This is a genomic window from Acidovorax sp. (genome assembly GCF_027492855.1).
GTDB lineage: Bacteria > Pseudomonadota > Gammaproteobacteria > Burkholderiales > Burkholderiaceae_C > Acidovorax.
Map to the genome: position 1 here is coordinate 16,979 of NZ_JAPUDY010000079.1, position 24,695 is coordinate 41,673.

25 protein-coding genes and 1 pseudogene are annotated in these 24,695 nt (G+C 64.7%); 15 read left to right on the forward strand and 11 right to left on the reverse strand.

The genetic code is table 11. The annotated features are described in order from the left end of the window. Positions 1–25 precede the first annotated feature (25 nt). Positions 26–877 (forward strand): M48 family metallopeptidase, encoded by an 852-nt coding sequence (locus Q0105_RS15710; protein ID WP_298213073.1) that lies wholly within the window; start codon positions 26–28, stop codon positions 875–877. Positions 878–1,008: 131 nt separating this feature from the next. Here Q0105_RS15710 and Q0105_RS15715 read toward each other — a convergent pair whose 3' ends face one another. From Q0105_RS15715 to Q0105_RS21580, 6 genes and pseudogenes are all read right to left on the reverse strand, one after another. Continuing rightward, positions 1,009–1,302 carry a DUF2218 domain-containing protein gene (locus tag Q0105_RS15715; RefSeq protein ID WP_298213074.1) on the reverse strand — a complete coding sequence of 98 codons (294 nt, stop codon included), beginning with the start codon at positions 1,300–1,302 and terminating at the stop codon, positions 1,009–1,011. Further along, positions 1,299–2,126: an ABC transporter ATP-binding protein gene (locus Q0105_RS15720; protein WP_366145932.1), complete on the reverse strand. Its 828-nt coding sequence runs from the start codon at positions 2,124–2,126 to the stop codon at positions 1,299–1,301. The genes Q0105_RS15715 and Q0105_RS15720 overlap by 4 nt, the downstream gene beginning before the upstream one ends. Continuing rightward, on the reverse strand, positions 2,123–3,127 hold the full coding sequence (locus tag Q0105_RS15725) for an iron ABC transporter permease (protein WP_298213107.1): 1,005 nt from the start codon (positions 3,125–3,127) through the stop codon (positions 2,123–2,125). Before Q0105_RS15725 ends, Q0105_RS15720 begins: the two co-directional genes overlap by 4 nt. 129 nt (positions 3,128–3,256) lie before the next feature. After that, the gene (locus Q0105_RS15730; RefSeq protein ID WP_298213075.1) at positions 3,257–4,219 is read right to left on the reverse strand and encodes an alpha/beta hydrolase-fold protein; all 963 of its coding nucleotides are present in this window, start codon (positions 4,217–4,219) and stop codon (positions 3,257–3,259) included. After that, entirely contained in the window at positions 4,219–5,142 is a 924-nt protein-coding gene (locus Q0105_RS15735; RefSeq protein WP_366145934.1) for an ABC transporter substrate-binding protein, read from the reverse strand. Before Q0105_RS15735 ends, Q0105_RS15730 begins: the two co-directional genes overlap by 1 nt. Beyond that, positions 5,139–5,195 (reverse strand): annotated as a pseudogene (locus Q0105_RS21580) (hypothetical protein); the annotation flags it as partial. The gene Q0105_RS15735 and the pseudogene Q0105_RS21580, both read right to left, overlap by 4 nt. Positions 5,196–5,632: 437 nt before the next feature. On the opposite strand from Q0105_RS21580, the gene Q0105_RS15740 reads away from it, so the two are divergent. The 9 genes from Q0105_RS15740 (at position 5,633) to rbsK (ending at position 12,985) form a co-directional block, all read left to right on the forward strand. After that, on the forward strand, positions 5,633–6,634 hold the full coding sequence (locus Q0105_RS15740; RefSeq protein ID WP_298213077.1) for a helix-turn-helix transcriptional regulator: 1,002 nt from the start codon (positions 5,633–5,635) through the stop codon (positions 6,632–6,634). A gap of 299 nt (positions 6,635–6,933) precedes the next feature. Next, the gene (locus Q0105_RS15745; protein WP_298213078.1) at positions 6,934–7,722 is read left to right on the forward strand and encodes a FadR/GntR family transcriptional regulator; all 789 of its coding nucleotides are present in this window, start codon (positions 6,934–6,936) and stop codon (positions 7,720–7,722) included. Beyond that, positions 7,719–8,621 carry an NAD(P)-dependent oxidoreductase gene (locus tag Q0105_RS15750; protein WP_298213079.1) on the forward strand — a complete coding sequence of 301 codons (903 nt, stop codon included), beginning with the start codon at positions 7,719–7,721 and terminating at the stop codon, positions 8,619–8,621. The genes Q0105_RS15745 and Q0105_RS15750 overlap by 4 nt, the downstream gene beginning before the upstream one ends. Further along, positions 8,618–9,295, forward strand: a complete 678-nt coding sequence (locus Q0105_RS15755) for an amino acid ABC transporter permease (RefSeq protein WP_298213080.1) — start codon at positions 8,618–8,620, stop codon at positions 9,293–9,295. The genes Q0105_RS15750 and Q0105_RS15755 overlap by 4 nt, the downstream gene beginning before the upstream one ends. 7 nt (positions 9,296–9,302) lie before the next feature. Beyond that, positions 9,303–10,001 carry an amino acid ABC transporter permease gene (locus Q0105_RS15760; RefSeq protein WP_298213081.1) on the forward strand — a complete coding sequence of 233 codons (699 nt, stop codon included), beginning with the start codon at positions 9,303–9,305 and terminating at the stop codon, positions 9,999–10,001. Between the two features lie 11 nt (positions 10,002–10,012). Then, positions 10,013–10,747 carry an amino acid ABC transporter ATP-binding protein gene (locus Q0105_RS15765; RefSeq protein ID WP_298213082.1) on the forward strand — a complete coding sequence of 245 codons (735 nt, stop codon included), beginning with the start codon at positions 10,013–10,015 and terminating at the stop codon, positions 10,745–10,747. A gap of 44 nt (positions 10,748–10,791) precedes the next feature. Then, positions 10,792–11,583: a transporter substrate-binding domain-containing protein gene (locus Q0105_RS15770; RefSeq protein WP_298213083.1), complete on the forward strand. Its 792-nt coding sequence runs from the start codon at positions 10,792–10,794 to the stop codon at positions 11,581–11,583. A 32-nt stretch (positions 11,584–11,615) separates the two neighbouring features. Beyond that, positions 11,616–12,065, forward strand: coding sequence for a ribose 5-phosphate isomerase B (rpiB, locus tag Q0105_RS15775; protein ID WP_298213084.1), 450 nt, complete (start codon positions 11,616–11,618; stop codon positions 12,063–12,065). Beyond that, positions 12,062–12,985, forward strand: coding sequence for a ribokinase (gene rbsK, locus Q0105_RS15780; RefSeq protein WP_366145933.1), 924 nt, complete (start codon positions 12,062–12,064; stop codon positions 12,983–12,985). Before rpiB ends, rbsK begins: the two co-directional genes overlap by 4 nt. 12 nt (positions 12,986–12,997) lie before the next feature. Here the strand turns inward: rbsK and Q0105_RS15785 are convergent, their stop codons facing one another. After that, the gene (locus Q0105_RS15785) at positions 12,998–13,786 is read right to left on the reverse strand and encodes a FadR/GntR family transcriptional regulator (RefSeq protein WP_298213085.1); all 789 of its coding nucleotides are present in this window, start codon (positions 13,784–13,786) and stop codon (positions 12,998–13,000) included. Between the two features lie 336 nt (positions 13,787–14,122). On the opposite strand from Q0105_RS15785, the gene Q0105_RS15790 reads away from it, so the two are divergent. Continuing rightward, positions 14,123–16,294 (forward strand): TonB-dependent siderophore receptor, encoded by a 2,172-nt coding sequence (locus Q0105_RS15790; RefSeq protein ID WP_298213086.1) that lies wholly within the window; start codon positions 14,123–14,125, stop codon positions 16,292–16,294. Continuing rightward, entirely contained in the window at positions 16,294–17,952 is a 1,659-nt protein-coding gene (gene fes, locus Q0105_RS15795) for an enterochelin esterase (protein WP_298213087.1), read from the forward strand. Before Q0105_RS15790 ends, fes begins: the two co-directional genes overlap by 1 nt. A gap of 26 nt (positions 17,953–17,978) precedes the next feature. Here fes and Q0105_RS15800 read toward each other — a convergent pair whose 3' ends face one another. Continuing rightward, positions 17,979–18,617, reverse strand: a complete 639-nt coding sequence (locus Q0105_RS15800) for an MBL fold metallo-hydrolase (protein WP_298213088.1) — start codon at positions 18,615–18,617, stop codon at positions 17,979–17,981. 336 nt (positions 18,618–18,953) lie between these two features. Between Q0105_RS15800 and Q0105_RS15805 the strand changes: the two genes are divergently transcribed. After that, the gene (locus tag Q0105_RS15805) at positions 18,954–19,250 is read left to right on the forward strand and encodes a DUF4148 domain-containing protein (RefSeq protein WP_298207745.1); all 297 of its coding nucleotides are present in this window, start codon (positions 18,954–18,956) and stop codon (positions 19,248–19,250) included. A 164-nt stretch (positions 19,251–19,414) separates the two neighbouring features. On the opposite strand, the gene Q0105_RS15810 is transcribed toward Q0105_RS15805, so the two are convergent. Continuing rightward, positions 19,415–20,218, reverse strand: coding sequence for an exodeoxyribonuclease III (locus Q0105_RS15810; protein ID WP_298213089.1), 804 nt, complete (start codon positions 20,216–20,218; stop codon positions 19,415–19,417). 10 nt (positions 20,219–20,228) lie between these two features. On the opposite strand from Q0105_RS15810, the gene pyrE reads away from it, so the two are divergent. Continuing rightward, on the forward strand, positions 20,229–20,927 hold the full coding sequence (pyrE, locus tag Q0105_RS15815; protein WP_298213090.1) for an orotate phosphoribosyltransferase: 699 nt from the start codon (positions 20,229–20,231) through the stop codon (positions 20,925–20,927). Between the two features lie 33 nt (positions 20,928–20,960). Next, positions 20,961–21,635 carry a DUF4124 domain-containing protein gene (locus Q0105_RS15820; RefSeq protein WP_298213091.1) on the forward strand — a complete coding sequence of 225 codons (675 nt, stop codon included), beginning with the start codon at positions 20,961–20,963 and terminating at the stop codon, positions 21,633–21,635. 107 nt (positions 21,636–21,742) lie between these two features. Here the strand turns inward: Q0105_RS15820 and gatB are convergent, their stop codons facing one another. Continuing rightward, a complete protein-coding gene (gatB, locus tag Q0105_RS15825) occupies positions 21,743–23,191 on the reverse strand; it encodes an Asp-tRNA(Asn)/Glu-tRNA(Gln) amidotransferase subunit GatB (protein WP_298213092.1) in 1,449 nt (482 codons plus the stop codon). 1 nt (position 23,192) lies between these two features. Further along, complete coding sequence (gene gatA / locus Q0105_RS15830; protein WP_298213093.1) at positions 23,193–24,695, reverse strand: Asp-tRNA(Asn)/Glu-tRNA(Gln) amidotransferase subunit GatA; 1,503 nt, start codon at positions 24,693–24,695, stop codon at positions 23,193–23,195.

Sequence of the window (24,695 nt, forward strand, 5' to 3'; positions counted from 1 at the left end):
GGAGGTTTTTGTCTATTATTCCTGCATGTGCCTGTTCTGCCCCTCTCCTTCCGCTGCGCCTTCATCTCCATGGTCGGCGCGCCGTGCATTCCTGCTTGCCGCGGGTGCCAGTGCCGCCGCGCCGGTGCTGGCGCAGGTGGATGTCGGGTCTTCATCCAGCCTGCGCAAACTGATACCGGCGGAAACGCTGGAGAACTCCGCTGCGCAGCAATACCAGCAGATGCTGGAGCAGGCCAGGGCCAAGCGCGCGCTCGCCCCCGAGGGGAACCCGCAGCTGCAGCGCCTGCACGCCATCGCCCGGCGCCTGATCCCCCACACCGCGCCCTGGAACGACCGCGCCAAACAGTGGCGCTGGGAGGTCAACCTCATCGGCAGCTCGCAGATCAACGCCTTTTGTATGCCTGGCGGAAAGATCGCGTTCTACACCGGCATCCTCGACCAGCTCAAGCTCACTGACGACGAGGCCGCGATGATCATGGGCCACGAAATGGCCCATGCGCTGCGCGAGCATGCGCGCGAGCGCCTGGCCAAAACACAGGGCACGAACCTGGCCCTGCGCCTGGGCTCGCAGTTGCTGGGCCTGGGCGACCTGGGCCAGGCGGCTGCCGGGCTGGGTGGGCAACTGCTCACGCTGCAGTTCAGCCGCTCGGATGAGAGTGATGCCGACCTGGTGGGGCTGGAGCTGGCCGCGCGCGCAGGCTACCAACCGGCTGCCGCCGTGAGCCTTTGGCAGAAGATGGGCAACGCCACCGGCAGCAAACAAGGCGGCCTGGCCTTTTTGTCCACCCACCCCTCGGGGCCTGCGCGCATCAAGGAGCTGGAGCAAAACGTGCCCAAGGTGCAGGGCCTGTACGAGGCGGCTCGGCGCAATGGGTGACGATTGTCACTGCATTTGCTATAAAAAACATAGCTACTAGCGCTTATTGATTAAGCGCTAGACGCCAAAAACGCTCTGATTTTGCGCCGCTGCGCAATGGCGCAGGCCTGCCGTCCGCCCGCTGTGGGCTGCTATGCCGCCTGCACCGGCTGCCAATCCACGGCCATGGGGTTCTTGCGCGAAAACAGCTCTACGTGCGAGTCGATGGCGAGCTGCACGCGTGCCAGGCTGGCGTCGTCTTCGGCGCTGCAGTCGAAGTGCAGCGCCGCATCGTCGGCACGCAGCACGCACAGGCCCCAGGGGAACTGGGCCTCGCCCCGGTGCTCGTCGTAGGTCACCGTGATCTTGCGGGTGAAGTGGTAGCACAGGCGCTGCAGGTAGCGGCTGGCGTCGGGCGTGGGCACCTGGCCCTGGCGTCGCATCATGGGTGGGAGTGTGTTGTTGTGGGAGAGAAGGGGGTGGACAGCGGCAGTGCCGTATCGGCCAGCACCAGCAGGTTGCCTTGCGAGCAGCGCTCCACCCGCGCCTGCACGCCGTAGGCGCGCTGCAGCAGCGCGGGGGTGAGCACCTCGGCGGGGTCGCCCGCCGCCAGCACACCGCCACCGCCCAGCACCAGTACATGCTGGCAAAAGCGCAGCGCCAGGTTCAGGTCGTGCACGGCCACCAGGCCGATGGCGCCCTGCTGCTGCACCATAGTGCGCACGGCCTGCAGCACCTGCAGTTGCCAGCGCAGGTCGAGCGCGCTGGTGGGCTCGTCCAGCAGCAACAGGCGCGGCGCACGCACGATGACCTGGGCCAGGCCCACCATCTGGCGCTGCCCGCCCGAGAGTTCATCCAGCCGCCGCAGCGCCAGCGCCTGCAGGCCCAGCGCGGCCACTACCGCCTCGATGGCTGCCTCGCGCTGGGCGGTGCTCCATTCGCTGCGGCTGGCGCGCAGCGCGCTCTGCCAGGTTTCGTAGGCCACGAGCGAGGTGCTCTGCGGCAGCGCCTGGGGCAGGTAGCCCACGCGGCGCAGGCGCTCACGCGGGGGCAGCGTGGTCAGGTCGGTGCCTTCCAGCCACACGCGGCCCTGCGCGGGCCGCAGCCCGGCCACGGCCTTGAGCAGGGTGGACTTGCCCACGGCATTGGGCCCCACCACCGCCATCAGCGTGCCAGCGGGCACGCCGGGCAGGGTCACACCCTGCAGCACGGGCCGGCCGGGGTAGCCTGCGGTGAGTTGTTCGAGGGCAAAACCGCTGCGCTCCATCATGCAGCCCTCCGTTGACGGAGAACGAGCACCATGAACAGCGGCACGCCCACCAGCGCGGTGATGATGCCAATCGGCAGCACCACGCCGGGCACCAGCGCTTTGCTCAGGATGGAGGCGAGCGACAGCATCAGCGCCCCGGCCAGCGCGCTGCCCGGCAGGTAGTAGCGGTGGTCCTCGCCCAGCAGCATGCGTGCGATGTGCGGCCCCACCAGGCCGACGAAGCCGATGGTGCCCACGAACGACAGCGCGGTGGCGGCCAGCAGGCTCACGCGCAAAAGCGTCACCAGGCGCAACCGCTCCACGCTGATGCCGAAGCTGCGCGCCTGGTCCTCGCCCGCGCGTAGCGCCGTGAGCGCCCAGGCCTGGCGTGCCGACCACAGCAGGCAGAGCAACAACACCGTGCCCACGATGCCGATCTTGGTCCAGGTGGCGCGGCCCAGGCTGCCCATGGTCCAGAACACGATCTGCTGCAGCGCGTTGCTGTCGGCGATGAACTGCAGCAGCCACAGCAGGGCCTCAAAGCTGAACAAGAGTGCTATGCCGAACAGCACCACGGTGTCCACTGTGGCGCCCTGGCGCCAGGCCAGCAACTGGATCAGCGCCGTGGCGCAGGCCGCGCCCACAAAGGCACACAGTGGCACGGCCATGTTCTCGCCCCAGGCTATGAGCGTGAAGCCGCTGACCACGGCGGCCGATGCGCCCACAGCGGCGGCGGCCGACACACCCAGGGTGAACGGGCTGGCCAGCGGGTTGTTCAGCGCGGTCTGCATCTCGGCGCCCGCCAGGCCCAGGCTGGCACCCACCAGCACGGCCATCACGGCATACGGTAGGCGCACTTCCCACAGGATGACCTGCTGCGCCTGCGGCAACGCGTTGGGCGCGAACAGGCCGCGCAGCACGTCAGCAAATGCGAAGGTGGAAGGACCGAGCGCAATGTCGGCCACCACGCTGGCGCACAAAACGGCCAGCAGCACTGCCAGCAGCAACAGGCGTCGGCGCACGAAATGCCGGTAGCGCTGCGCGAGCGGGCCGGTGGCGGCAGAGGGGGAGGTGTTCAACAAGGCCATTCAGGGGCAGTGCACGCACGGTGCGAAAAGGGTTCCAGGGGCGGTGGCGGTTTTCTCTGAAAACTACCAGCGGGGCTGCTGGGCCAGCGCCAACGCATCGATCAGGCCGGGTGCCATGGCGCCGCCGTGGTCCAGGCCGGGCAGCATGGCCATGTCTACGCGCAGCTCGGGCCACTGCAATGCGCGCAGTTGGTCGGCCAGCGCCTGGGTGTGTTCGATCATGCGGCGTTCGGCCTGCACAGCGGCGCGCGCTGCGGTGGGGGCGGCCTGGGCTTGCTCCAGGCTGCCCACGCGCAATTGCAGCCGCGCCTTGAAGGGGCGCGGTGCCGTGGCATGGGCCTGCGTGAACTGGTGGGCCGTCTGCAAGAGCTGCGCGCCGTTCCACCACACCGAGGGGCTGGTGGCGGCGTACCGCGTGAATTGCGCGGGGCGCGTGAACAGCGCATGCAGCACCAGCAGGCCGCCGAACGAATGCCCGCTCAGCGTCTGGCGCTCTGGGTCGGTGGCAAAGACCTGGGCCACGCGCGGCTGCAGCTCGCGGGCGATGAAGTCGAGCAGGATATCTGCGCCGCCCGCTTCGGGCGTGGCCGCGCGGCCGGGGGTGGGCGGTGTGTAATCGCGCTGGCGTTCGGCGGGGTGAATCACCGCATCGCCGGGGTGGCCGATGCCGACCACGATGGCGCTGTCCATGCCCATGTCACCGGGCCGCCCCGCGCTGTTGCGGGCCAGTTGGGCTGCCAGTGCAAAGGCGGCGTTGCCGTCCAGCAGGTACAACACCGGATGACCTGTGGCGGGCGCGGGGCCTGCAGGCTGTTGCACCCAGATGCGCCAGGTGTGTCCGCTGGCCGGGTCGCGCAGGTCGAATTGGTGCGTGCCGGGCAGGCGGGCAGCGGGCGCCCGCAGCCACAAAGCCTGCGGTGGTGCAGTGGCCGTGGCTGCGCACCCCACCAACCCGAGGCTTGTTGCGCCCCACGCCGCCAGCAGCGCGCGGCGGCGCGGGCCGCTGGGCGTTGTGGGGGTGGGCATCAGAGACTGGTCCAGTACACACCCGTCAGCGGGATCGGCTGGAACTGGGTGAACATCGTTTGCAGAGTGGCGCGCGGGTCCAGGTCGGCGAAAAGCTCGGGGTGCAGCCATTTGGCAAACACCTGCACGGCCACCACGTTGAAGGGCGAGTTGTAGTAGTGGTGCCAGATGGCATGTGCGCGGCCGGGCTGCTGCACGGCCTGCAGCTGGGCAATGCCCCGGCGCTGCGTGGCGCGCAGCAGCGAGGCGCGGGCCGCATCCGGTGTGGCGTCGGCACCCAGCACGATGCGCAGGGGCGATTTTTCGGCCGTGGCCATGCTGCCGATGCCGGTGCCGATGTACAGCCGGGGCTGCGTGGCGATCAGGAACTCGGGGTTCAGCGTGCCGTGCTCGCCAGGGATGCGGCCGCGCGCCACGTTCTCTGCGCCAGCGGCATCCAGCAGCACGCCCACCAGGCCCACCATGGTGGTGCAGCATTCATCGGACAGGCCCACGCGGTTTTCAAGGAACACGCTCGGGTGGCGCGTGTTTGCGGGCAGGGTGCGCAGGCGCGACTCGACGCGCTCCAACTGCGCCCGCCAATAGGTGTTGAAGGCCTCGGCCTCCTTGCGCTTGCCCAGCACGGTGCCCAGCAGCTCCATGCTGCGCGTCGTGTTTTTGAGCGGGTCGTGGCGAAAATCGACGAACACCACGGCCACGCCCGCTGCCTCCAGGCGGCCCAGGGTTTCGCGGTCGTTCTTGCTCGGGCCGTGGCCACCTGCCAAGCCCAGGATGGCGAGCTGCGGGCGCAGTGCAATCGCCTGCTCGTCGCTGAAGCTGCCACTGCTGTTGCGACCCACGCGCGGCACCTTGTCGAGCTGCGGAAAGCGGGTGCGCCACTGGGCATAGCCCGCAGCGTCCAGGGTTTCGTAGTCGCCCATCATGCCCACCAGGCGGCGGGCCACGTTGTCACGCTCGAACACGCCCAGCGCGGGCAGCAACCGGCCTTCGCCGAGCAGGATGCGGTCCACCTTGGTGGGCACGGTGACGGTGCGGCCCGCCAGGTCGGTCACGGTTTGGGTGGTGCCCTGGGCATGCAGGGGCGAAGAGGTGCCCAGAAGCAGGGCGCAGAACAGGGCCGCCAGCGGGGCCAGGGAGCGAAGGCGTGTCAGCAGCATGAGGGACGGTGTGGCAAGAGGCGGACCATGGCGATGTTTGCATCGATGGCAATATTGAGAATCATTTGCATTTATTATGACAACTTGCTAGCATCCCATGCGCGGGCTTCCGCCGTGTTTGCCAAGAAGAGAAAAACCTTTGCGTAAACGGTGGACATGGTCAGGGCACTGTTCGTGGTGCACCGGCCCCTCGGCTACCCCGCGCTCCTCTTTGCCGCCACGCCTGCTTTTCGTCTGTCTGTTTGTTTGTCTCCCCATGTCTGTCGTCAGCCCCTTGAATGTCCTGTCTGCCGCTCCTGCGTCGGACGGCATGCAGGCGTCGCTGCAGCGCCATCTGCAGCGCCTGCGCGTGCTGCGCCCCGGCCTGCACCTGCATGCCGACGATGCATCCGACGCGCAGGACTTCACCGCCAGTGGCGAGATGGACGCGGGCCTGCGCATCGTTGTGCTGCTGGAGGGCTCGGTGGATGTGAGCTATGGGCCGCGCCGCGTGGCGCTGTCCAGCGCCGCAGGCCATGCGGCCCGTGCATCCGGCCAGCCCGGCCTGCCCCGAGCGCTGCTGGTGTCGGTGGCCGAGCCCGAGCGTTTTGAACGCCATGCGCACAAGGGTGCGTATGCGCGCCGCGTGAGCGTAGGCCTGGGCGGTGAGTGGCTGGAGCAGGTGGCCGGGCCCGCAGCCTCAGATGCCATCGAAGCCTTTCGTCGCCAACACCTGGCCATGCACCACTGGCAGCCTTCGGCGCGTATTTCCGCGCTGGCCGAGCAGATCACCCGTGCGCCGGACCTATCCCCCCTGTTGCTGCATCTGTACATGGAAAGCCGCGCGCTGGAGCTGGTGGGCGAGGCGCTGGGCAGCCTGGCACAGCACGCGCCGGGGCCCGCGCCCGCCCCCGTGCCTGCACCCGCCCCTGCCCCCACGGCGCTGCGGCTGCTGCCCCACGAGCACCGTCGTATGCGGGCACTGCACGCCTTTTTACAGACCGAAGGCGCCATGGACCTGTCGCTCGACGCACTGGCGCGCCAGGCCGGCACCAACGCCAACACACTGCAGCGCCACTTCCGCGCGGTGTACGGCACCACGGTGTTCGACTTCGTGCGCGAAAGCCGCCTGCAGCGTGCCCGCCACGCCCTGGAGCAGGACGGCCTGACTGTGGGCCAGGCCGCTTTGGTGGCGGGCTACAACAGCGCCGCCAACTTCGCCACCGCGTACCGCAAGCGCTTCGGCATGCCGCCCAAGCTGGCACGCGCCAGGGTGTGATGGCAGCTCCTCTGGGAGTGTAGACGCGTTCCTAAAGGGGCTTGAGGGAGCTTCAACCCGTGTCTTCCACGGGTTGGCATGCATTCGCTCGCCGACCTTCGTTTGCGTGCGCTGGGGGCGCAAACACGCCCAATTCCAAGCCCGACCTCATTCCACTCGCTGCCACTAAGGGCGCAGTCTTTGCCAGCGCACCGGCTTGGCACCCGTTCACTTTCTCGCAGCCCACCGTGCAAGTGCAGATCCGACCGTTCGGGATTTCCCTGTAGTACGTATTGGTAAGCCGCTGGTAAAACCACGGTATGACAACAAAGAACAAGGCCCCCAGCGTGACGCGGCCCGCCTCAGAAGCACCGGTATCGGGCTTCGAGAAGGTGTTCGGCTTCCTGCGCGAGCAATTGCTCGATCGCCGGATCCGCAATGGCGATCGCCTGCTGCCCGAGCGTGAACTTGCCGAGCAGCTGGGTGTGAGCCGCCCGATCGTTCGCGAGGCCTTGCGGGCACTGTCGATGTTGGGGGTTGTGGAGATCCGCGAGCGCCTGGGCACGGTGGTGCGCCAGCCCGATATCTCGGTGCTGGGCGATGTCTTCGCTTTCTCGCTGGCGCAGACCGGCGATGCCATCGATGACGTCATGCAGGCGCGCGTCGCGCTGGAGTGCCAGGCGATCCGCCTGGCCTGTCAGCGGGCCACCAATGCAGACATCGATCGGCTCCGGGCCGCCCTGGATCTCATCGAGGCCACGGTGGACGACACCGCCAATGGTGGCTTGGCCGATTTCGACTTTCACTACGCCCTCGTGCGTGCCAGCAAGTCAGACACCATCGTGCAGATGTATGGGGCGATAGCAACGCTGCTGACGCGCTCGCACAAGGACCGCCGCAGGATCGTGGGGGACCACGACGAGTCGATGAAGCGTGCGGTGGTGGAGGACCATCGCCGTCTGCTGCAGGCCGTTGTTACGGGTGACGAGGACGCTGCAGACCAGGCATTGCGTGCCCATTTCAAGATCGGAAACGAGTTTCGGCGGCAGAAGGCACTGGCCCCCAGCGTCAGGCCGCCCACCACCAACGGAAAGGAAATGACATCGTGAGCGAACACAGTCAAAACGGCCAGGTCGGTTTTATCGGCGTTGGCACCATGGGCCGTGAAATGGCCCGCAACCTTGCACAAAAGGGCTACCAAGTCACCGCCTACGACGTGCATCCAGAAGCGGTGCAGCCGCTTGCGCAGTTCGGTGTGCATGCGGCTGGCACGGTGGCGGAGGCCGCTGCCGGGGCGGATGTGGTCATCACCATGCTGCCCGATACGCCCGACGTCGAGGCCGTCATCTACGGTGAAGGCGGCCTGCTCGCGAACCCGCCGCAGGGCCGCCTGATCATCGACATGAGCACCATCGCGCCGGGTGCCGTTCGCCGCATGCATGCCGACTGCGCGAAGCAGGGGGTGGCCTTCATTGACGGGCCGGTGTCGGGTGGGCCGGGCGGTGCGAAGAACGGCACGCTTTCGATCATGGCTGGCGGCGATGCAGAGGCCTTTGAGCGGGCCACGCCTTTCTTCGCCGCCATGGGCACGACGATCACCCACGTTGGCACCAGCGGTGCAGGCCAGACCGTGAAGCTGTGCAACCAGCTGATTTGTGGCATCAACATCCAGGCGATCTGCGAAGCCATCGCCCTTGGCCGTGCCAATGGTGTCGATCTTCACCAGTTGCGCAACGTGCTGCAGGGGGGCTCGGCGGCGTCGTGGATGCTGGACAAGCTCGGCACCGCCATGATCACCGGTGATGCAGCCGCAGGTTTCCGCATCGATCTGATGCTCAAGGACCTGCGTCTCGTCGCGCAGCAGGCGCAAGAAAGCAATGTGCCGCTGCCTGCCACGGCATTGGTCACCACCCAGTACATCGATGCGCGCGCTCATGGCGAAGGAAGCAATGGCAACCATGCGCTGTTCCGCGTCTATGACCGCATGACGGGGCAGGGCCGCAAATGACGCTCGACTTCGACGTGGTGCTTGCGCGCTGGCCGATGTTCCTCGACGGCGCGCTCATGACACTGCGCTTGTCGGTCGGTGCCACAGCGCTTGGCTTCGTCATCGGCGCGCTCTGTGCCGTGGCCCGCCGCAGCGAGCAGGGCTGGGCCCGCAAGGCGAGCACGGCGTATGTCGAACTGGTCCGCAACACGCCGTTGTTGGTGCAGATCTTCATCGTGTACTTCGGCATGGCCAGCGCTGGCATGAAGTTCTCGGCCACCACCGTGGCGCTGACGGCCCTGACGATCAATGTCGGTGCCTACACCACCGAGATCATGCGAGCAGGGTTCGACTCTATCCACAAGGGCCAGATCGAAGCTGCTGAATGCCTCGCACTGGGTCGACGCCAGGTGTACTGGCATGTGGTGCTGCTGCCAGCGCTCGAGCGTGTGTACCCGGCGCTGACGAGCCAGTTCGTTCTGCTGATGCTGGCCTCTTCCGTCTGCTCGCAGATCTCGGCGGAAGAGTTGACGGCCGTGGCGAACTTCGTGCAGTCGGATACCTACAGGCCCTTTGAGACATACATCTTCGTGGGCGCCGTGTACGTGCTTTTGTCGATGTTGATGCGTGCAGGTTTTTGGGGTCTGGGCCTTTTTCTGTTCCCCCGGCGCCGTCGGCTGGGAACTGCGCTGTGAGGCCGCCATGGAAACCGCACTGAACGCCAACCATCTGCAATTTCTTCTGCACGGCGCTGCCTGGACCGTTGGGTTGTCACTGATCGCCTTTGCGGGGGGCGGCCTGTTCGGGCTGGCTGTCGCACTGTGCCGTGTTGCACGCTCTAGGGCGGTGCGAATCGCCAGCGCAGGCTATGTGCAGCTTGTGCAGGGAACCCCGCTGCTCGTCATCCTCTTCATGACGTTCTTCGGCCTGCCGTCGCTCGGATTGAAGATATCGCCCCTGGCTGCCGCAGGGATCTCGCTGACGATCTACGTCTCCGCCTACCTGGGCGAGATCTGGCGCGGCTGCATCGAGTCGGTTCCGCGTTCGCAGTGGGAGGCGGCCGAGTGCCTGGCCCTCACGCGCATTCAGCGCATGCGGCTCGTGATTCTTCCGCAGGCCGTGCGCATCGCAACGCCGCCCACGGTGGGCTTCATGGTTCAGATCGTGAAGAACACTTCGTTGGCGTCCGTGGTCGGTTTTGTCGAACTGGCGCGCTCCGGGCAAATCATCAACAACTCCGTGTTCGAGCCGTTCCTCGTCTTTGTGATCATCGGAGTCATCTATTTCGCGCTGTGCTACCCGCTCTCGCAGTGGAGCCAGCGGCTGGAGCGCCGCAGCGCGCGGACGAGGGGCCCTGCTGTCTTGGCCGCAGAGCAACCATCAATCGCGTCACCCGCGTGAGGAGTTTTTCCATGGAACAAGCAACCGCTGTCGTTCTGCGCAACGTACACAAGAGCTTTGGCCATCACAAGGTGCTGGCCGGGGTCGATCTGGAGGCAAAACGTGGTGAGGTCACGGCCCTGATCGGCCGCAGTGGGTCTGGCAAGAGCACGGCGCTGCGCTGCATCGACCGCCTGGAGCAGGTCGATAGTGGCGAGATCACAGTGTGCGGGCGCCGGGTCGATGACCCGAATGTGGACCTCAAGGCCTTGCGACTCGACGTGGGTATCGTCTTCCAGAGCTACAACCTCTTTCCCCACCTCTCCATCGAAGAGAACATCATGCTGGCGCCCCGCGTGGCCAAGGGCCTGAAAAGAGGCGAAGCCCGCGAGCTTGCGCACACGGTGCTGGCGCGCGTGGGCCTGTCGGACAAGGCGCAGGCATATCCGGAGCAACTCTCCGGAGGCCAGCAGCAACGGGTGGCCATTGCACGATCGCTGGCGATGCAACCCAAGGTGATGCTGTTCGACGAAGTCACTTCCGCGCTGGACCCGGAGCTGACGGGCGAAGTCCTCAAGGTGATCGAAGAGCTGGCTGCCGGTGGAATGACCATGGTGATGGTGACGCACGAAATGGCGTTCGCCCGGCGCGTGGCCCATCAAGTGGTCTTCATGCACGACGGTCGCGTGCATGAGCGCGGTAGCGCCGACATCCTCACCCATCCCAGCACCCCTGAGCTCAAGCAGTTCGTGCAGAGCGACTTCTAGGCACTTGTTTTTCATCCCCCATCACCAACCCAAAGGAGACAACCATGTCCATGATCCGCACCGCCCTTGTGGCGACTGGCCTCGCCGTTGCTGCGCTGTCTGCCCACGCAGATTTGCTCGACGACATTCTGAAAGCCAAAAAAATCCGCATCGCCACCGATATGGCGGTTCCGCCGGCCGCCATGATGGATTCGAGCATGCAGCCCACGGGCTCTGACGTGGAGACCGCCAAGCTGCTGGCGCAGGATTGGGGCATGCAGATCGAGTGGGTGCCGACCACGGGTGCAACGCGGATTCCCAACGTCAACACCGGCAAGGCCGACATCATCATCTCCACGTTGTCCGTCACGCCTGACCGCGCCAAGGTGATCGATTTTTCGAAGCCCTATGCAGTCCTGCAATCCGTCTTTGGTGCGCGCCAGGATCTGGCGATCAAGGACTGGCCTGACCTGAAAGGCCGTAGCGTGACGGTGACCCGTGGCACCACGCAGGACACAAAACTGAGCGCCATGGCGGCCGAGAAAGACTTCAAGGTCGTGCGCTATGACGATGACGCCACGATGGTGACTGCGGGTGCCACGGGCCAGGCCGAGATCGTTGCCACCTCTGTGGCGCTGGTGAACCAGATCTCCGCGAAGAACCCGCAAAAGCCCTGGGAGCCGAAGTTCGTGATCCAGAATTTCGATCTGGCCATCGGCATCAAGCAAGGCGAGCCTCGCCTGTTGGCCAAGCTCAACGAGTGGATCGCAGCCAACATCAAAAACGGCAAGCTGAACGCCATCTACAAGAAGTTCTACAACGTGGACCTCCCTGCTTCCATGCAACAACAGCCATGACTTCTTCTACAACCATCAGGAATGAAAGACACATGAAAATAGTTATCGGATCGGACCACGCTGGCTGGGCCCTCAAGGCCGACGTGATGGCCCACATCAAGCAACTGGGCCACGACGTGGTCGACGTGGGCAGCCACGGGCCGGCGCCAGTGGATTTTCCTGACATCGCGCGCGCCCTCACGCAAAAGGTTCTGGCGGGTGAAGCCGAGCGGGGCGTCATGGTCTGCGGCACAGGCGTTGGTGCCGCGATCGCCGCGAACAAGGTGCGCGGCATTCGGGCCGCCGTGTGCCATGACGTTCACTCGGCACACCAGAGCGTCGAGCACGACGATGTCAACGTGATGTGCATTGGCGCGCAGATCGTCGGCCCCTGGCTGGCCAACGACCTGGTGGCGTCATTTCTTTCTGCGCAGTTTGAAGACAGCGAGGACTACCGTCGCCGGGTCGATAAGCTGCACCAGATGGACGCGGCATTCAAGTGACAAGCCCCACCGTTGTCGTCTTCGGTAGCCTCAACATGGACCTGGTGGTCCGTGTCGAGCGCGCACCCCATGCCGGGGAGACGGTCGCGGCCGAGTCGTTCTTGATGAATCCAGGGGGCAAGGGGGCGAATCAGGCCGTGGCCTGTGCGCGCCAGGCCGCGCGTGTGGTGATGGCCGGTCGTGTCGGCGACGATGACTTCGGGGTGGCCCTGAAGAGTGCGCTCCAAAGGCAAGGCGTGGATGCCTCCTCGGTCCAGGTTGGCTCGGGAAGCAGTGGAATCGCGATGATCACGGTGGACGATGCGGCGCAAAACCGCATTGCCGTCGTGGGCGGGGCGAACGCTGAAGTCTCTGAAGCCGATGCTGACGGTTTGCGCACTCCACTGCGCGAAGCGGGCCTGCTGCTGCTGCAATTGGAGATACCGCTGCCAGCAGTCATTCGCGCAGCCCAGGTCGCTCGCTCGCTGGGCTGCACTGTGCTGTTGAACCCTGCACCGGCGCGGATGCTGCCGCCCGAGCTTCTGGCGCTGGTCGATATTCTGGTTGTGAACGAAACCGAAGCCCAGGTACTGACGGGCCTGAACAACGTGGACGCTTCAAACGCCGCGGAAGCCGCCGCGCTGCTGACCAGGCGTGGGCCTCGGGATGTCATCGTTACGCTGGGCGAACACGGCGTGGTTTGGCATGGCCCGCTCGGAACCCGAAGCGTGCCCGCTGTTCCTGTGCGTGCCGTGGACACCACTGCTGCAGGCGACACCTTCATTGGTGCGCTTGCCGCGCTGCGGGTTGAAGGGCGGAGCATGGACGAAGCCCTTGCCCATGCGGTGAAGGCGGCAACGTTATGCGTTACACGACACGGCGCTCAGGCCTCGATCCCGTCACGCGCTGAGGTGGAAGCGTTCGAGGCGGGAGTGTGTTGATCGCCTTTGCTTTCAGAGAGGATCTTTCTCTGACCTGCCGAGAATGGCTTTGCCACTGGGAGCCAGCGCTTTCTGTCGGCGCAGGTTGTCTCCGATCTTGAAATGGGCACGCAATGCCTGGTCAGCAGCATCCTCGTCACCCGTAACAACGGCCTGCAGCAGACGGCGATGGTCCTCCACCACCGCACGCTTCATCGACTCGTCGTGGTCCCCCACGATCCTGCGGCGGTCCTTGTGCGAGCGCGTCAGCAGCGTTGCTATCGCCCCATACATCTGCACGATGGTGTCTGACTTGCTGGCACGCACGAGGGCGTAGTGAAAGTCGAAATCGGCCAAGCCACCATTGGCGGTGTCGTCCACCGTGGCCTCGATGAGATCCAGGGCGGCCCGGAGCCGATCGATGTCTGCATTGGTGGCCCGCTGACAGGCCAGGCGGATCGCCTGGCACTCCAGCGCGACGCGCGCCTGCATGACGTCATCGATGGCATCGCCGGTCTGCGCCAGCGAGAAAGCGAAGACATCGCCCAGCACCGAGATATCGGGCTGGCGCACCACCGTGCCCAGGCGCTCGCGGATCTCCACAACCCCCAACATCGACAGTGCCCGCAAGGCCTCGCGAACGATCGGGCGGCTCACACCCAGCTGCTCGGCAAGTTCACGCTCGGGCAGCAGGCGATCGCCATTGCGGATCCGGCGATCGAGCAATTGCTCGCGCAGGAAGCCGAACACCTTCTCGAAGCCCGATACCGGTGCTTCTGAGGCGGGCCGCGTCACGCTGGGGGCCTTGTTCTTTGTTGTCATACCGTGGTTGTTCCAGTGGCTAGCCAAATACCATGTTAACCCCCGGCTAACGGCGCGGCCTCTGCAGAGCGGGGCCGTTCTGAGGAATTTGCCAGCGGGGCCGTGGCAAACATCTTTGTTGCCCGCGCAAACACAGGCCGTGGAGCTGCGTGGAATCATCGAACCCACGCCGGATGCTATCTATCGGCACGTCGGGTCACGAAATTCCTGCTCTTATCCCGCTGAGTGCGGCCGTTTTCTGGGCCTCTGTGGGTGTTGTTGATGGAATCGCACTCATTCTTGTTTGCAATTCGATGATCCGGATCCTCTCTATCTCAATTTTGTTCCAGGACCGTTATGCATACTCGCCGCCCTTCCCGGAGTGCCTCACCGGCACATCCTTTTGCCCTGCGCCAGATCGCCCAAGCCTGCGCGTGGACCTTGCTGGCCGGTGCCGGTGCGGCCCTGGCGCAAAGCCCAGCTGCCACCGTGGCTCTCAAGGAGGTGACGGTCAACGCATCCGCTGAAACACCCGAAAGCCTGCCCGCCGCAGCGCCCGGTGGCCAGGTGGCCAAGGGCACGCGCCTGGGCGTGCTGGGCAATGTGGGCGTGATGGACACGCCCTTCAACATCACGGGTTACACCGCCGAGGGCATTGCCGACCAGCAGGCACAGACGGTGGGCGCGGTGCTCAAGAACGACCCTTCGGTGCGCACGACGACCAACGAAGGTCACATTGTTGAAAACTTCACCATCCGTGGCTTTGGTGTACTGGCCGGTTCGATGGCCATCAATGGCGTCTATGGCTTGGCGCCCGAGCAGAACACTCCCACCGAGATTTTCGAGCGCGTGGAAGTGCTCAAGGGGCCTGGCGCCATGATGATGGGCATGCCGGCCACGGGGGATGTGGGTGGCGCCATCAACCTCGTGCCCAAGCGCGCGGGCAAGGATCCGCTGACGCGCGTGACCACCACCTATTCGTCCAAGTCGAATGTGGGCGTGCACGCCGATGTGGCGCGCCGGTTCGGCGAGGACAAGCGCCTGGGTGTGCGCGTCAACGGCGTGGTGTCGGGCGGCGAGACCTGGCTCGACCATCAGACCAAGGCACGCGAGATTGGCCACCTGGCGCTCGATTACCAAGGCGAGGGCTGGAGCATGGAGGCCGATGCCTATTCGCTCAAGAACAAGGTGCGCAAGGGCTCACCCATGCAGCCGATCATCACCGGCTGGACCACGGTGCCCAAGGCGCCCGATGGCTCCACCAATTTCTTCTATGGTGAAGGCGTGTACAGCAACACGCAGACGCAGGGTCTCATCGTGCGTGGCCAGGCCAAGATCAACGCGGGCTGGACGGCTTTTGCTTCCGCAGGCAAGGCCCAGCATGGCTATGACGGCTTTATTTTTGGCACCCGCCCGGTGTGGACGGCAGCCAATGCGGCCACCGGCAATGCCACGGGAACGGCCTACAACTCCTGGGGCGAGTACGACACCACCACGGCTGAGTTGGGTCTGCGCGGCCAGTTCAGCACCGGCGCCGTGGCGCACAAGCTCACCCTGGCCGCCAACTTGATGAACTACGAAGGCGGCGGCCGTGGCAACGGCACTGCGCCCATCCGCAGCAATATCTACAACCCCACGCCGATCACCATGCCTGCAGGGGCAGCTGCATCCACCTTCACCAAGTACAACGACGATGTGATGACGGCCCTGAGCGTGGCTGATACCTTGTCCTTTGCCGATGACAAGGTGCAGCTCACCCTGGGCCTGCGTGCACAGCAGGTAGAGCAAAAACTCAGCAAGTACAAGGAGAGCGCCGTGACGCCTTTGGTGGGCGCCGTGTTCAAGCCCTGGGGCGAGAACGTTTCGCTGTACGGCAATTACGTGGAAGGCTTGAGCGCGGGCACTACCGTGAAGGCACCCTATGCCAATGAGGGCGAGACCTTCAAGCCCTACAAGAGCAAGCAGATGGAGGTGGGCGTGAAGTGGGTGAGCGGCAGCCTGACGCAGACCGTGAGCCTGTTCCAGATCAGCAAGCCCGCCCTCATCGAGGCCAACAATCGCCAGGTGCTCGATGGCGAACAGCGTAACCGGGGTGTGGAGTGGAACGTATTCGGCCAATTGAACCCGGCCCTCACACTGCTGGGCGGTGTGGCCTACACAGAGGCGGATCAGACCAAGACCAACAAGGGTGTGAACCAAGGCCGTGCGCAGTTCGGCGTGCCCAAGCTCACGCTGAACCTGGGCGCGGACTGGGCCATCCCTGGCGTGCAAGGCCTGTCGGTGAACGGCCGTGTCAACCACACGGGATCGCAGTGGCTCACAGGCGACAACAGCGTGAAGCTGCCGTCGTGGACCACCGTGGATGTGGGCGCCCGCTACGCCACGCGCTTTGGCGCCCAGCCAGTGGTGCTGCGCGCCACGGTGACCAACCTCGCCAACCGCGCGTACTTTGAAAGTATCTGGGGCGCGGGCCGGGTGAACGTGGGCGCTCCACGCGCCGTGCGCCTGTCGGCCACGTTCGACTTCTGATGCACAGCGGCACCGGGCGCTGGATGGCGGGAAAGAAGGGCTGGCTATCGAAGGGAGCTGCGTGTGTCCTGGTGGGCGCGCTGGTCCTGACGATGAAGGCGCATGCCGCCACCGACACACCACCCGGTGGGCCGCTTGCCATGGGCGGTGTGGCTGAGGGGGTGCTTGCGCGGATGACAGCCCGTGCCCATCCACTGGACGCACAGCCGGGCGACCTGGTGCGTGGCAGCCTGGGTGGGGACCGCATGCGCCTGGTTTTGGTCAACGCAGCGGGCCAGCGTGAGCGTGTGCTGGCCACCGGGGTCGGTAACCCGCAGGACTTTGTCTTTGTGGCGGGCGCCAATCCGCCGTATGCGCTGGAGGTGCGCGCTCCCGTGGAGGGCGGCTACAGCCTGCGCGTGAGTGAGGTAGTGCCCCGTGCGGCCCAGGTGCCGCCGCCCCATGTCTTGGAAAGCCTCCGTTTGCGGGCCTTGCAACAGGCGCTGGTCAGTGGAGGAGCGGACACCGAAGCGTTTTGGACTGAGATGCGTGAGCGTGGCACCCCGCTGGTGGAGCCGGACGCCCACCCAGCGCCAGATGGCTCGGTGCTGGTTACCTTCTTGTGGCGTGGCGCGCAGCGCAACGCCTGGGTGTTCGGCGCGCCTTCAGGCAACCATGATGCAATGGCCCGGTTGGAGGGCAGCGATGTTTGGTACCGCAGCTACCGTGTACCCCCCGATACCCGGCTGGGCTACAAGCTGGCCCCCGACGTGCCGGAGCTCAATGCCCCTGCACCGGTGCGCCGCCGCGCCATCGTCGCCACGGCGCAGCGTGATCCGCTCAACGCCCGCAGTTTTCCCGCTCGGCCGATCGACATATTCGCAGGCGAATCTGTGCTGGAACTGCCGCAAGCCCCGGCGCAGGAATGGGTGGCGGCCCGAGAGGGCGTCGCGCAAGGGGTAGTGGCCCGACACAGGGTTTCCAGCACGGTGCTTGGCAATACGCGGAACGTCACGCTGTATCGGCCGGTTGGATGGCAGCCGGACGCGGCAGGTAACGCCCTTTTGGTGGTGTTCGATGGCGATGCCTACCAAAACGAGATCCCGACGCCGACCATTCTGGACAACCTGATCGCGGCTGGCGAATTGCCGCCCACGGCGGCCATCCTGATCAGTAACCCCAGCCGCAAGGCGCGCAACGAGGAACTACCGCCCAACCCCGCGTTCATGCGGTTTTTGGCGACGGAGCTCATGCCCTGGGCACGAAGCCAGGGAGTGGCTGCCGACGCAGACCGCACGGTGGTGGCGGGTGCCAGCTATGGCGGGCTGGCTGCGGCTTATGCAGGGCTGCAGCATCCCGAGTGGTTTGGCAACGTCTATAGCCAGTCGGGCTCCTTTTGGTGGAGTGCCGAGGGGCAGGAGCCCTCGTGGCTCACGCGCGAATTCGTGCGGCAGCCGTTGCGGCCGGTGCGCTTTTATCTGGAGGCCGGTTTGTTTGAAGGCAACCGGGCAGAGCAGGTGGGAATTCTCGAATCCACGCGCCACCTGCGCGACGTGCTGCGAGCCAAAGGCTATGCGGTGCATCACCGCGAATATGCTGCCGGGCACGACTACCTGCACTGGCGCGGCACCTTGGCCACGGGACTCATGGCCTTGCTCGGGAAGACGGCCACCAGATAGGAAGTAGCAAGAAAGCAGAGCGCGTTTCAGGTTCCGCCCACGTAGGGGTTGCTCTTGCGCTCTCGCCCAAATGTGCTCTCCGGCCCATGGCCGGGGATGAACACTGTCTGATCCCCCATCGGCCACAGGCGCCCGGTGATGCTGTCGATGAGGTCTTGGTGGTTGCCCTGGGGGAAATCCGTGCGGCCGATGCTGCCTGCAAACAGCACGTCACCCACAAAGGCCCGGTCGATCTGTGGAGCATGGAACACCACATGGCCCGGCGTGTGTCCAGGGCAGTGGCGCACGTTCAGGGTTTCATTGCCGATCTGCACTTGGTCGCCATCGTGCAGCCAGCGTGTGGGCGTGAAGGGCTGCGCGGGCGGAAAGCCGAACATCGCGCTTTGTTGTGGCAGGCCGTCGATCCAGAACTGGTCGCCAGGGTGGGGCCCGACGATGGGAATGGACAGCCGCTGCGCCAACTCACCCGTCCCCCCTGCGTGGTCGATGTGGGCGTGGGTGAGCCAGATCTGTTCCAACGCAAGGCCCAGGCGCTTGGCCTCGGCCTGCAGCACATCCAGATCGCCGCCGGGGTCGATCACGGCAGCCTGCATAGTGGCATCGCACCAGACGAGGGAGCAGTTTTGCTGGAACGCGGTGACGGGGACGGTGAGGTAGCGGAGCATGCGGGCAGGGCGTTGGGTTGAGGTGGACGAAAAGGGCTTCTTGTACACAGAGCGCGGTCGCAGACCGTGGGCCATTTGTTCGCGTGTTCCGTGAAGTATGCCAATGGAGTGCGGGTGATGCTCCCTCAAGGTACAACTATTCCGAAAACTGAAACAGTCAGTTCGTGACTGAATGGTTTTTCATTGCCCTTCACCGGCGTAAAGTTCAACCCATCGATGAGCCGAACCCGCAAGGCGACTCACCGAACCCGGTGTGAAGTGGTTATGAGCATGTCGCTTTCACTCTCTTTACCCCGGCTTTTTTGAGACGCTTTTTAACTTCAAAGGATTTCCATCATGAACAAGACCGCACGTTTCCTCTCCGTCGCTGCTGTGACTGCTTTCGTTTCTTTTGGCGCCCTGGCTGATGAAGCCGATGGTTCGCAATTTGCCCTGCAGTTCGAGACGAACCGCACCCGCGCTGAAGTGAACGCAGAAGCCGTGGTCGAAGCCCGCACCCACAACATGGAACCCGCAGGTTCGCGCGTGGTGACTTACTCGTCCACAGCCGACCGCTCTGCCGTGCGTGCCCTGGCTGCTGAGGCTGTGCGCACGGGCCAGATTCCTCACGGCGAAATCGGCACCATCATGTAATTGAGGAATTGACGCAGTTGCGGGCCTTCCCATGGTGGTGGCATTTCACGGTCGTGGGTGCTGCTGCCATGGGGAGTGTTTTTAGACCCCCGCACTGATGCCAAGCAGACTGGGCTCCTATTGGGAGCCCTTTTTGTTGGTGTGTTGCTGAAGGGCGCGTCAGGTCACAGCCCGAACTCGTAGTCCACCGTGATCGGCGCGTGGTCGGAGAATTTCACGTCCTTGTAGATGGACTCCGTGCGTGCCAGCGCCGCGAGTGCTGGGGTGGCCAGGTGGTAGTCCAGCCGCCAGCCCACGTTGTTGGCATAGGCCTGGCCGCGGTTGCTCCACCAGGTGTAGGCGGTGTCGGTGGCTGTGGGTTGCAACTGACGGTAGACGTCGATGATGCCGCCGCCTTCATCAGTTGTGTGCAACAACTTTGTCATCCAGGCCCGTTCTTCAGGCAAAAAGCCGCTGTTCTTCTGGTTGCTGCGCCAGTTCTTGAGGTCGATTTGCTGGTGCGCGATGTTGATGTCGCCACACAGGATGAATTCACGCTCAGCCTTCAGGCGCATGAGTTGGGGGTGGAACTCGGCGAGGAAGCGGAACTTGGCTTGCTGGCGTTCTTCGCCCGAGGAGCCGCTGGGAAAATAGGCGCTGATGATGGACAGCTTGCGGGCCGGTGTGTCAAAGCGCAGCTCGACATAGCGGCCTTCTGCATCGAATTCTTCAGATCCATAGCCAATCACTATGTCTGAAGGTTCGCGCCGGGTGTAAATGCCTACGCCCGAATAGCCCTTTTTTTGGGCATAGTGGAAGTGGCCCTGCAGGTCGGCCAGACGTTCAAAGCGGTTGGCCATGTCGGGCGCTTGTGCCTTGACTTCCTGCACACAAATACAATCCGGCCGCGTGGCTGCCATCCAGCTTTCCACGCCTTTGCTGGTGGCCGAGCGGATGCCATTGAGATTGAGGCTGGTTAATTTGAACAAGGATTTCCCCATGGTGGATGTTGGCGGGCAAGCCCCTGAGCAGGGCCAACTGGCGCAGGATTTTGTACGTTTTGCCGTCGAGTCGGGCGTGCTGCGGTTTGGCGAGTTCAAGACCAAGGCCGGGCGCCTGAGCCCCTATTTCTTCAATGCCGGCCTGTTCGATGATGGCCGCAAGATCGGCCAGTTGGCGGAATTCTATGCAAAAGCCCTGCTGGCCAGCGGCATCGAGTTCGACATGGTCTTTGGCCCCGCGTACAAGGGCATTCCGCTGGCGGCCACCGTGGCGGTGGAGCTGGCCCGGCTGGGGCGCAACGTGCCCTTTGCCTACAACCGCAAAGAGGCCAAGGACCATGGCGAGGGTGGTACGCTGGTGGGGGCGCCGCTTCAGGGTCGGGTGCTTATCGTGGACGACGTGATGTCTGCCGGAACCGCCGCCCGCGAGTCCATCGCCATCATTCGCGCAGCCGGTGCCACGCCCCATGCGGTGGCCATTGCACTGGACCGGCAGGAAAAAGCCACGGAGAATGGTCAGGACGTGGCGCACAGTGCCGTGCAGTACGTGCGCAATCAATTGGGCATGCAGGTGTGTGCTATTGCGTGCCTGGCAGACTTATTGCTCTATCTGGAGCGTAATGGGGACGAGGTGATGCGCTCCCACCACGAGAAAGTGCTGGCCTACCGCCAGCGTTATGGTGTTAACGAGGGGTAGAAAACTTTGAGCAGCAAATCGGCGTGGAGGTTCATGGGCGGGGTTCTGTTGGTCACCCTGGCCGCCGATTTTGCGTGGGCGCAGGGTACGTCCAGCGGCATCTATACCTGTGTGGACCGCAATGGGCGGCGGCTGACCGCAGACCGCCCCATCGCCGAATGTCTGGACCGTGAACAGCGCGAACTGAGCCCATCGGGCACGGTGCGCAGGCAGATCGGCCCCTCGCTCACAGAGCAGGAACGCGCCGCCCAGGAGGCTCAGCGCCGTAAAGAGGCCGAGGCGCGCAGCCGTGACCTGGAAGAGCGGCGCCGCGAGCGCGTGCTCACCACCCGCTACCCCGACAAGGCCACCCACGACGTGGAGCGCACGGCGGCCATCCAGATGATCGATGACGTGACCGTCACCGCCGAGAAACGCATTGCCGAGCTCAAGCAGCAACACAAGGCCTTTGACGTGGAGATGGAGTTCTACAAGAGCGATCCCAACAAGGCGCCCATGGCACTGCGCCGCCGGATTGCCGAAAACGAAGACAGCATCGCCGAGCAGCAGCGCTTCATTGCGGGGCAAGACCAGGAAAAACGGCGTGTGCACCAGCGCTTTGACGCCGAACTGGCCCATCTGCGCAAGCTGTGGGAGGCGCAACGCCTGCCAGCATCGGCCATGGCTCCCGCCAGCGAGGCTGCATCCCCGGCCCCAGGCACACGCTAACAGCCGCTTGTTTGCTGGCTGCTGCTGGGTATAGGCGGGCAGGAAAAAGGTGGGTCACAAAAGAACAAAGGGGCCTCGTGGCCCCTTCGTTCTTTTTGCGCTTGGCCTCAGCCCGCCAGCTTTGCGCGCAGCAGCTCGTTGACCTGCGTCGGGTTGGCCTTGCCCTTGCTGGCTTTCATGATCTGGCCCACCAGCGCGTTGAAGGCCTTGTCCTTGCCTGCACGGAACTGCGCCACGTTGTCGGCGTTGGCGGCGATGACCTCGTCGATGATTTTCTCCAGCGCGCCGGAGTCGTTCATCTGCTTGAGGCCCTTGGCTTCGATGACGGCATCCACCTCATGGCCCTCGCCGGTCCACAGAGCGTCGAACACCTGCTTGGCCGCGTTGTTGGAGACTGTGCCATCGGCAATGCGTGCAATCAGAGTGGCCAACTGGGCTGCGGACACCGGGGCTTGCTCGATGCCGGTTTCGGCCATGTTCAGGCGGCGCGACACCTCACCCATGATCCAGTTGCTGGCCAGTTTGGCCTGGCCGCAGGCCTTGGCCGCTGTCTCGAAGTAGGCGGCCATGGCTTTGCTCTGTGTGAGTGTCGTGGCGTCGTACTCGGGCAGGCCGTACTCGGCGACGAATCGTGCGGCCATGCTGCGAGGTAATTCGGCCATCAGCGCCCGTTGCTCTTGCACCCACTGCTCTGAAATATGTAGCGGAGGCAGGTCGGGATCAGGGAAGTAGCGGTAGTCGGCCGCGTCCTCCTTGGTGCGCATCGCACGGGTCTCGCCTGTGTCGGGGTCGAACAGTACGGTGGCCTGCTGGATGGCGTGGCCGTCCTCAATCTGCTCGATCTGCCAGCGGATTTCGTAGTCGATGGCCTGCTGCATGAACTTGAAGCTATTCAGGTTCTTGATCTCGCGGCGCGTGCCCAGGGGCGCGCCGGGCTTGCGCACCGACACGTTGGCGTCGCAGCGGAAGCTGCCCTCTTGCATGTTGCCGTCGCAGATGCCGATCCAGGTGACGATCTTGTGCAGCTCCTTGGCATAGGCCACGGCCTCGTCGGACGAGCGCATATCGGGCTCGGTCACGATTTCCAGGAGCGGTGTGCCCGCGCGGTTCAGGTCGATGCCGCTTTGACCAATGAAGTCTTCGTGCAGCGACTTGCCTGCGTCTTCTTCCAGGTGAGCGCGCACCAGCCGCACGGTCTTCTTCTCGTCGCCCAAGAAGAACTCGACCTCGCCGCCTTGCACCACCGGGATCTCGAACTGGCTGATCTGGTAACCCTTGGGCAGGTCGGGGTAGAAATAGTTTTTACGAGCAAAAATGCTCACTGGCGCAATGTGGGAGCCCAGAGCCAGTCCTAATTTGATAGCGCAGACCACCGCTTCGCGGTTCATCACCGGCAGCGTGCCGGGCAGGGCCAGGTCCACAGCGCAGGCCTGGGTGTTGGGCTCGGCGCCAAAGGCGGTGGGCGCGCGGCTGAAGATTTTGCTCTGCGTGGCGAGTTGGGTGTGGGTCTCGAAGCCGATGACGACCTCGTAGCCGTGGATCAGTTTGGCGGTCATGTCAGAAACCCTCCGGACGGCGGAGGTGGAAATCGGTGGCTTGCTGCAGGCGGTGCGCAGCGTTCAGAAGGCGGGCTTCCTGGAAGTAGTTGCCAATGAGCTGCAGGCCCACAGGCATGCCGCCTTCGCCAAAACCAGCGGGCACGCTCATGCCGGGCAGGCCGGCCAGCGAGCCGGGCAGGGTGAAGATGTCTGCCAGGTAGTCGGCCAGCGGGTCGTTGCCATGGTCGCCCAGCTTCCAGGCCACGGTGGGGGCCACGGGGCCGGCGATCACGTCGCAATTCTTGAAGGCGTTCTGGAAGTCGTCGGCAATCATGCGGCGGATTTTTTGCGCCTGCAGGTAGTAGGCGTCGTAGTAGCCGTGCGAGAGCACGTAGGCGCCAATCATGATGCGGCGCTTGACCTCGTCGCCAAAGCCTTCGGCGCGGGTTTTCTTGTACATGTCCACCAGATCGGTGTAGTCCTTGGCGCGGTGGCCGAACTTCACGCCGTCGAAACGGCTCAGGTTGGACGAGGCCTCGGCAGGCGCGATGATGTAGTACACCGGGATGGACAACTCGGTGCGCGGCAAGCTGATGGGCACCAGTTTGGCGCCGAGTTTTTCGTATTCCTTGAGCGCAGCGTCCACGGCGGCGCGCACGTCGGGCGCCAGGCCGTCGCCAAAAAATTCAGCCGGGATGCCGATGCGCAGGCCGTCGATGCTGTTGTTCAGCTTCGCGCTGAAGTTCTCGGCAGGCACGTCAAGCGAGGTGGAGTCGCGGTCCGGGTCAGGGCCGCACATGGCCGACAGCAGCAGCGCGCAATCCTCGGCGCTGCGGGCCATGGGGCCGGCCTGGTCCAGGCTGGAGGCAAAAGCGATCATGCCGTAGCGGCTGGCGCGGCCATAGGTGGGCTTGATGCCGGTGATACCGCAGAACGAGGCGGGCTGGCGGATGGAGCCGCCCGTGTCGGTGCCGGTGACGGCCGGGGCCAGGCGTGCGGCCACGGCCACAGCGCTGCCGCCGGACGATCCGCCCGGGATGCGGTCGGTGTCCCAGGGGTTGCGCACGGGGGCGGGGGCATCAAAGCCCACGGGGGCCACGGCCGAGTTTTCGTTGGACGAGCCCATCGCGAACTCGTCGCAGTTGAGCTTGCCCAGCGTTACGGCACCCGCATCGGCCAGCTTGGTGACCACGGTGGCGTCAAACGGCGACTGGTAACCCGCAAGCATCCTGGAGCCTGCGGTGCTGGGGAAGTTGCGGGTGACGAAAATGTCCTTGTGCGCAATCGGCACGCCCTCCAGCGCGCCTGCGGTGCCCGCAGCAAGGCGTGCATCGGCGGCTTGCGCTTGTGCCAGGGTGGCGTCTTCATTCAGTGCCACGTAGGCGCCCAGATTCTGGTGTGCCTGGGCGCGGGCCAGAAAATGCCGGGCGGCTTCGACGGCAGAAAACTGCTTGTTTTGCAGGCCAGCGGCCAGCTCGGTCACGCTGAGGTCGTGCAGGGCTTTGTGGGTTGTGGTTGTCAT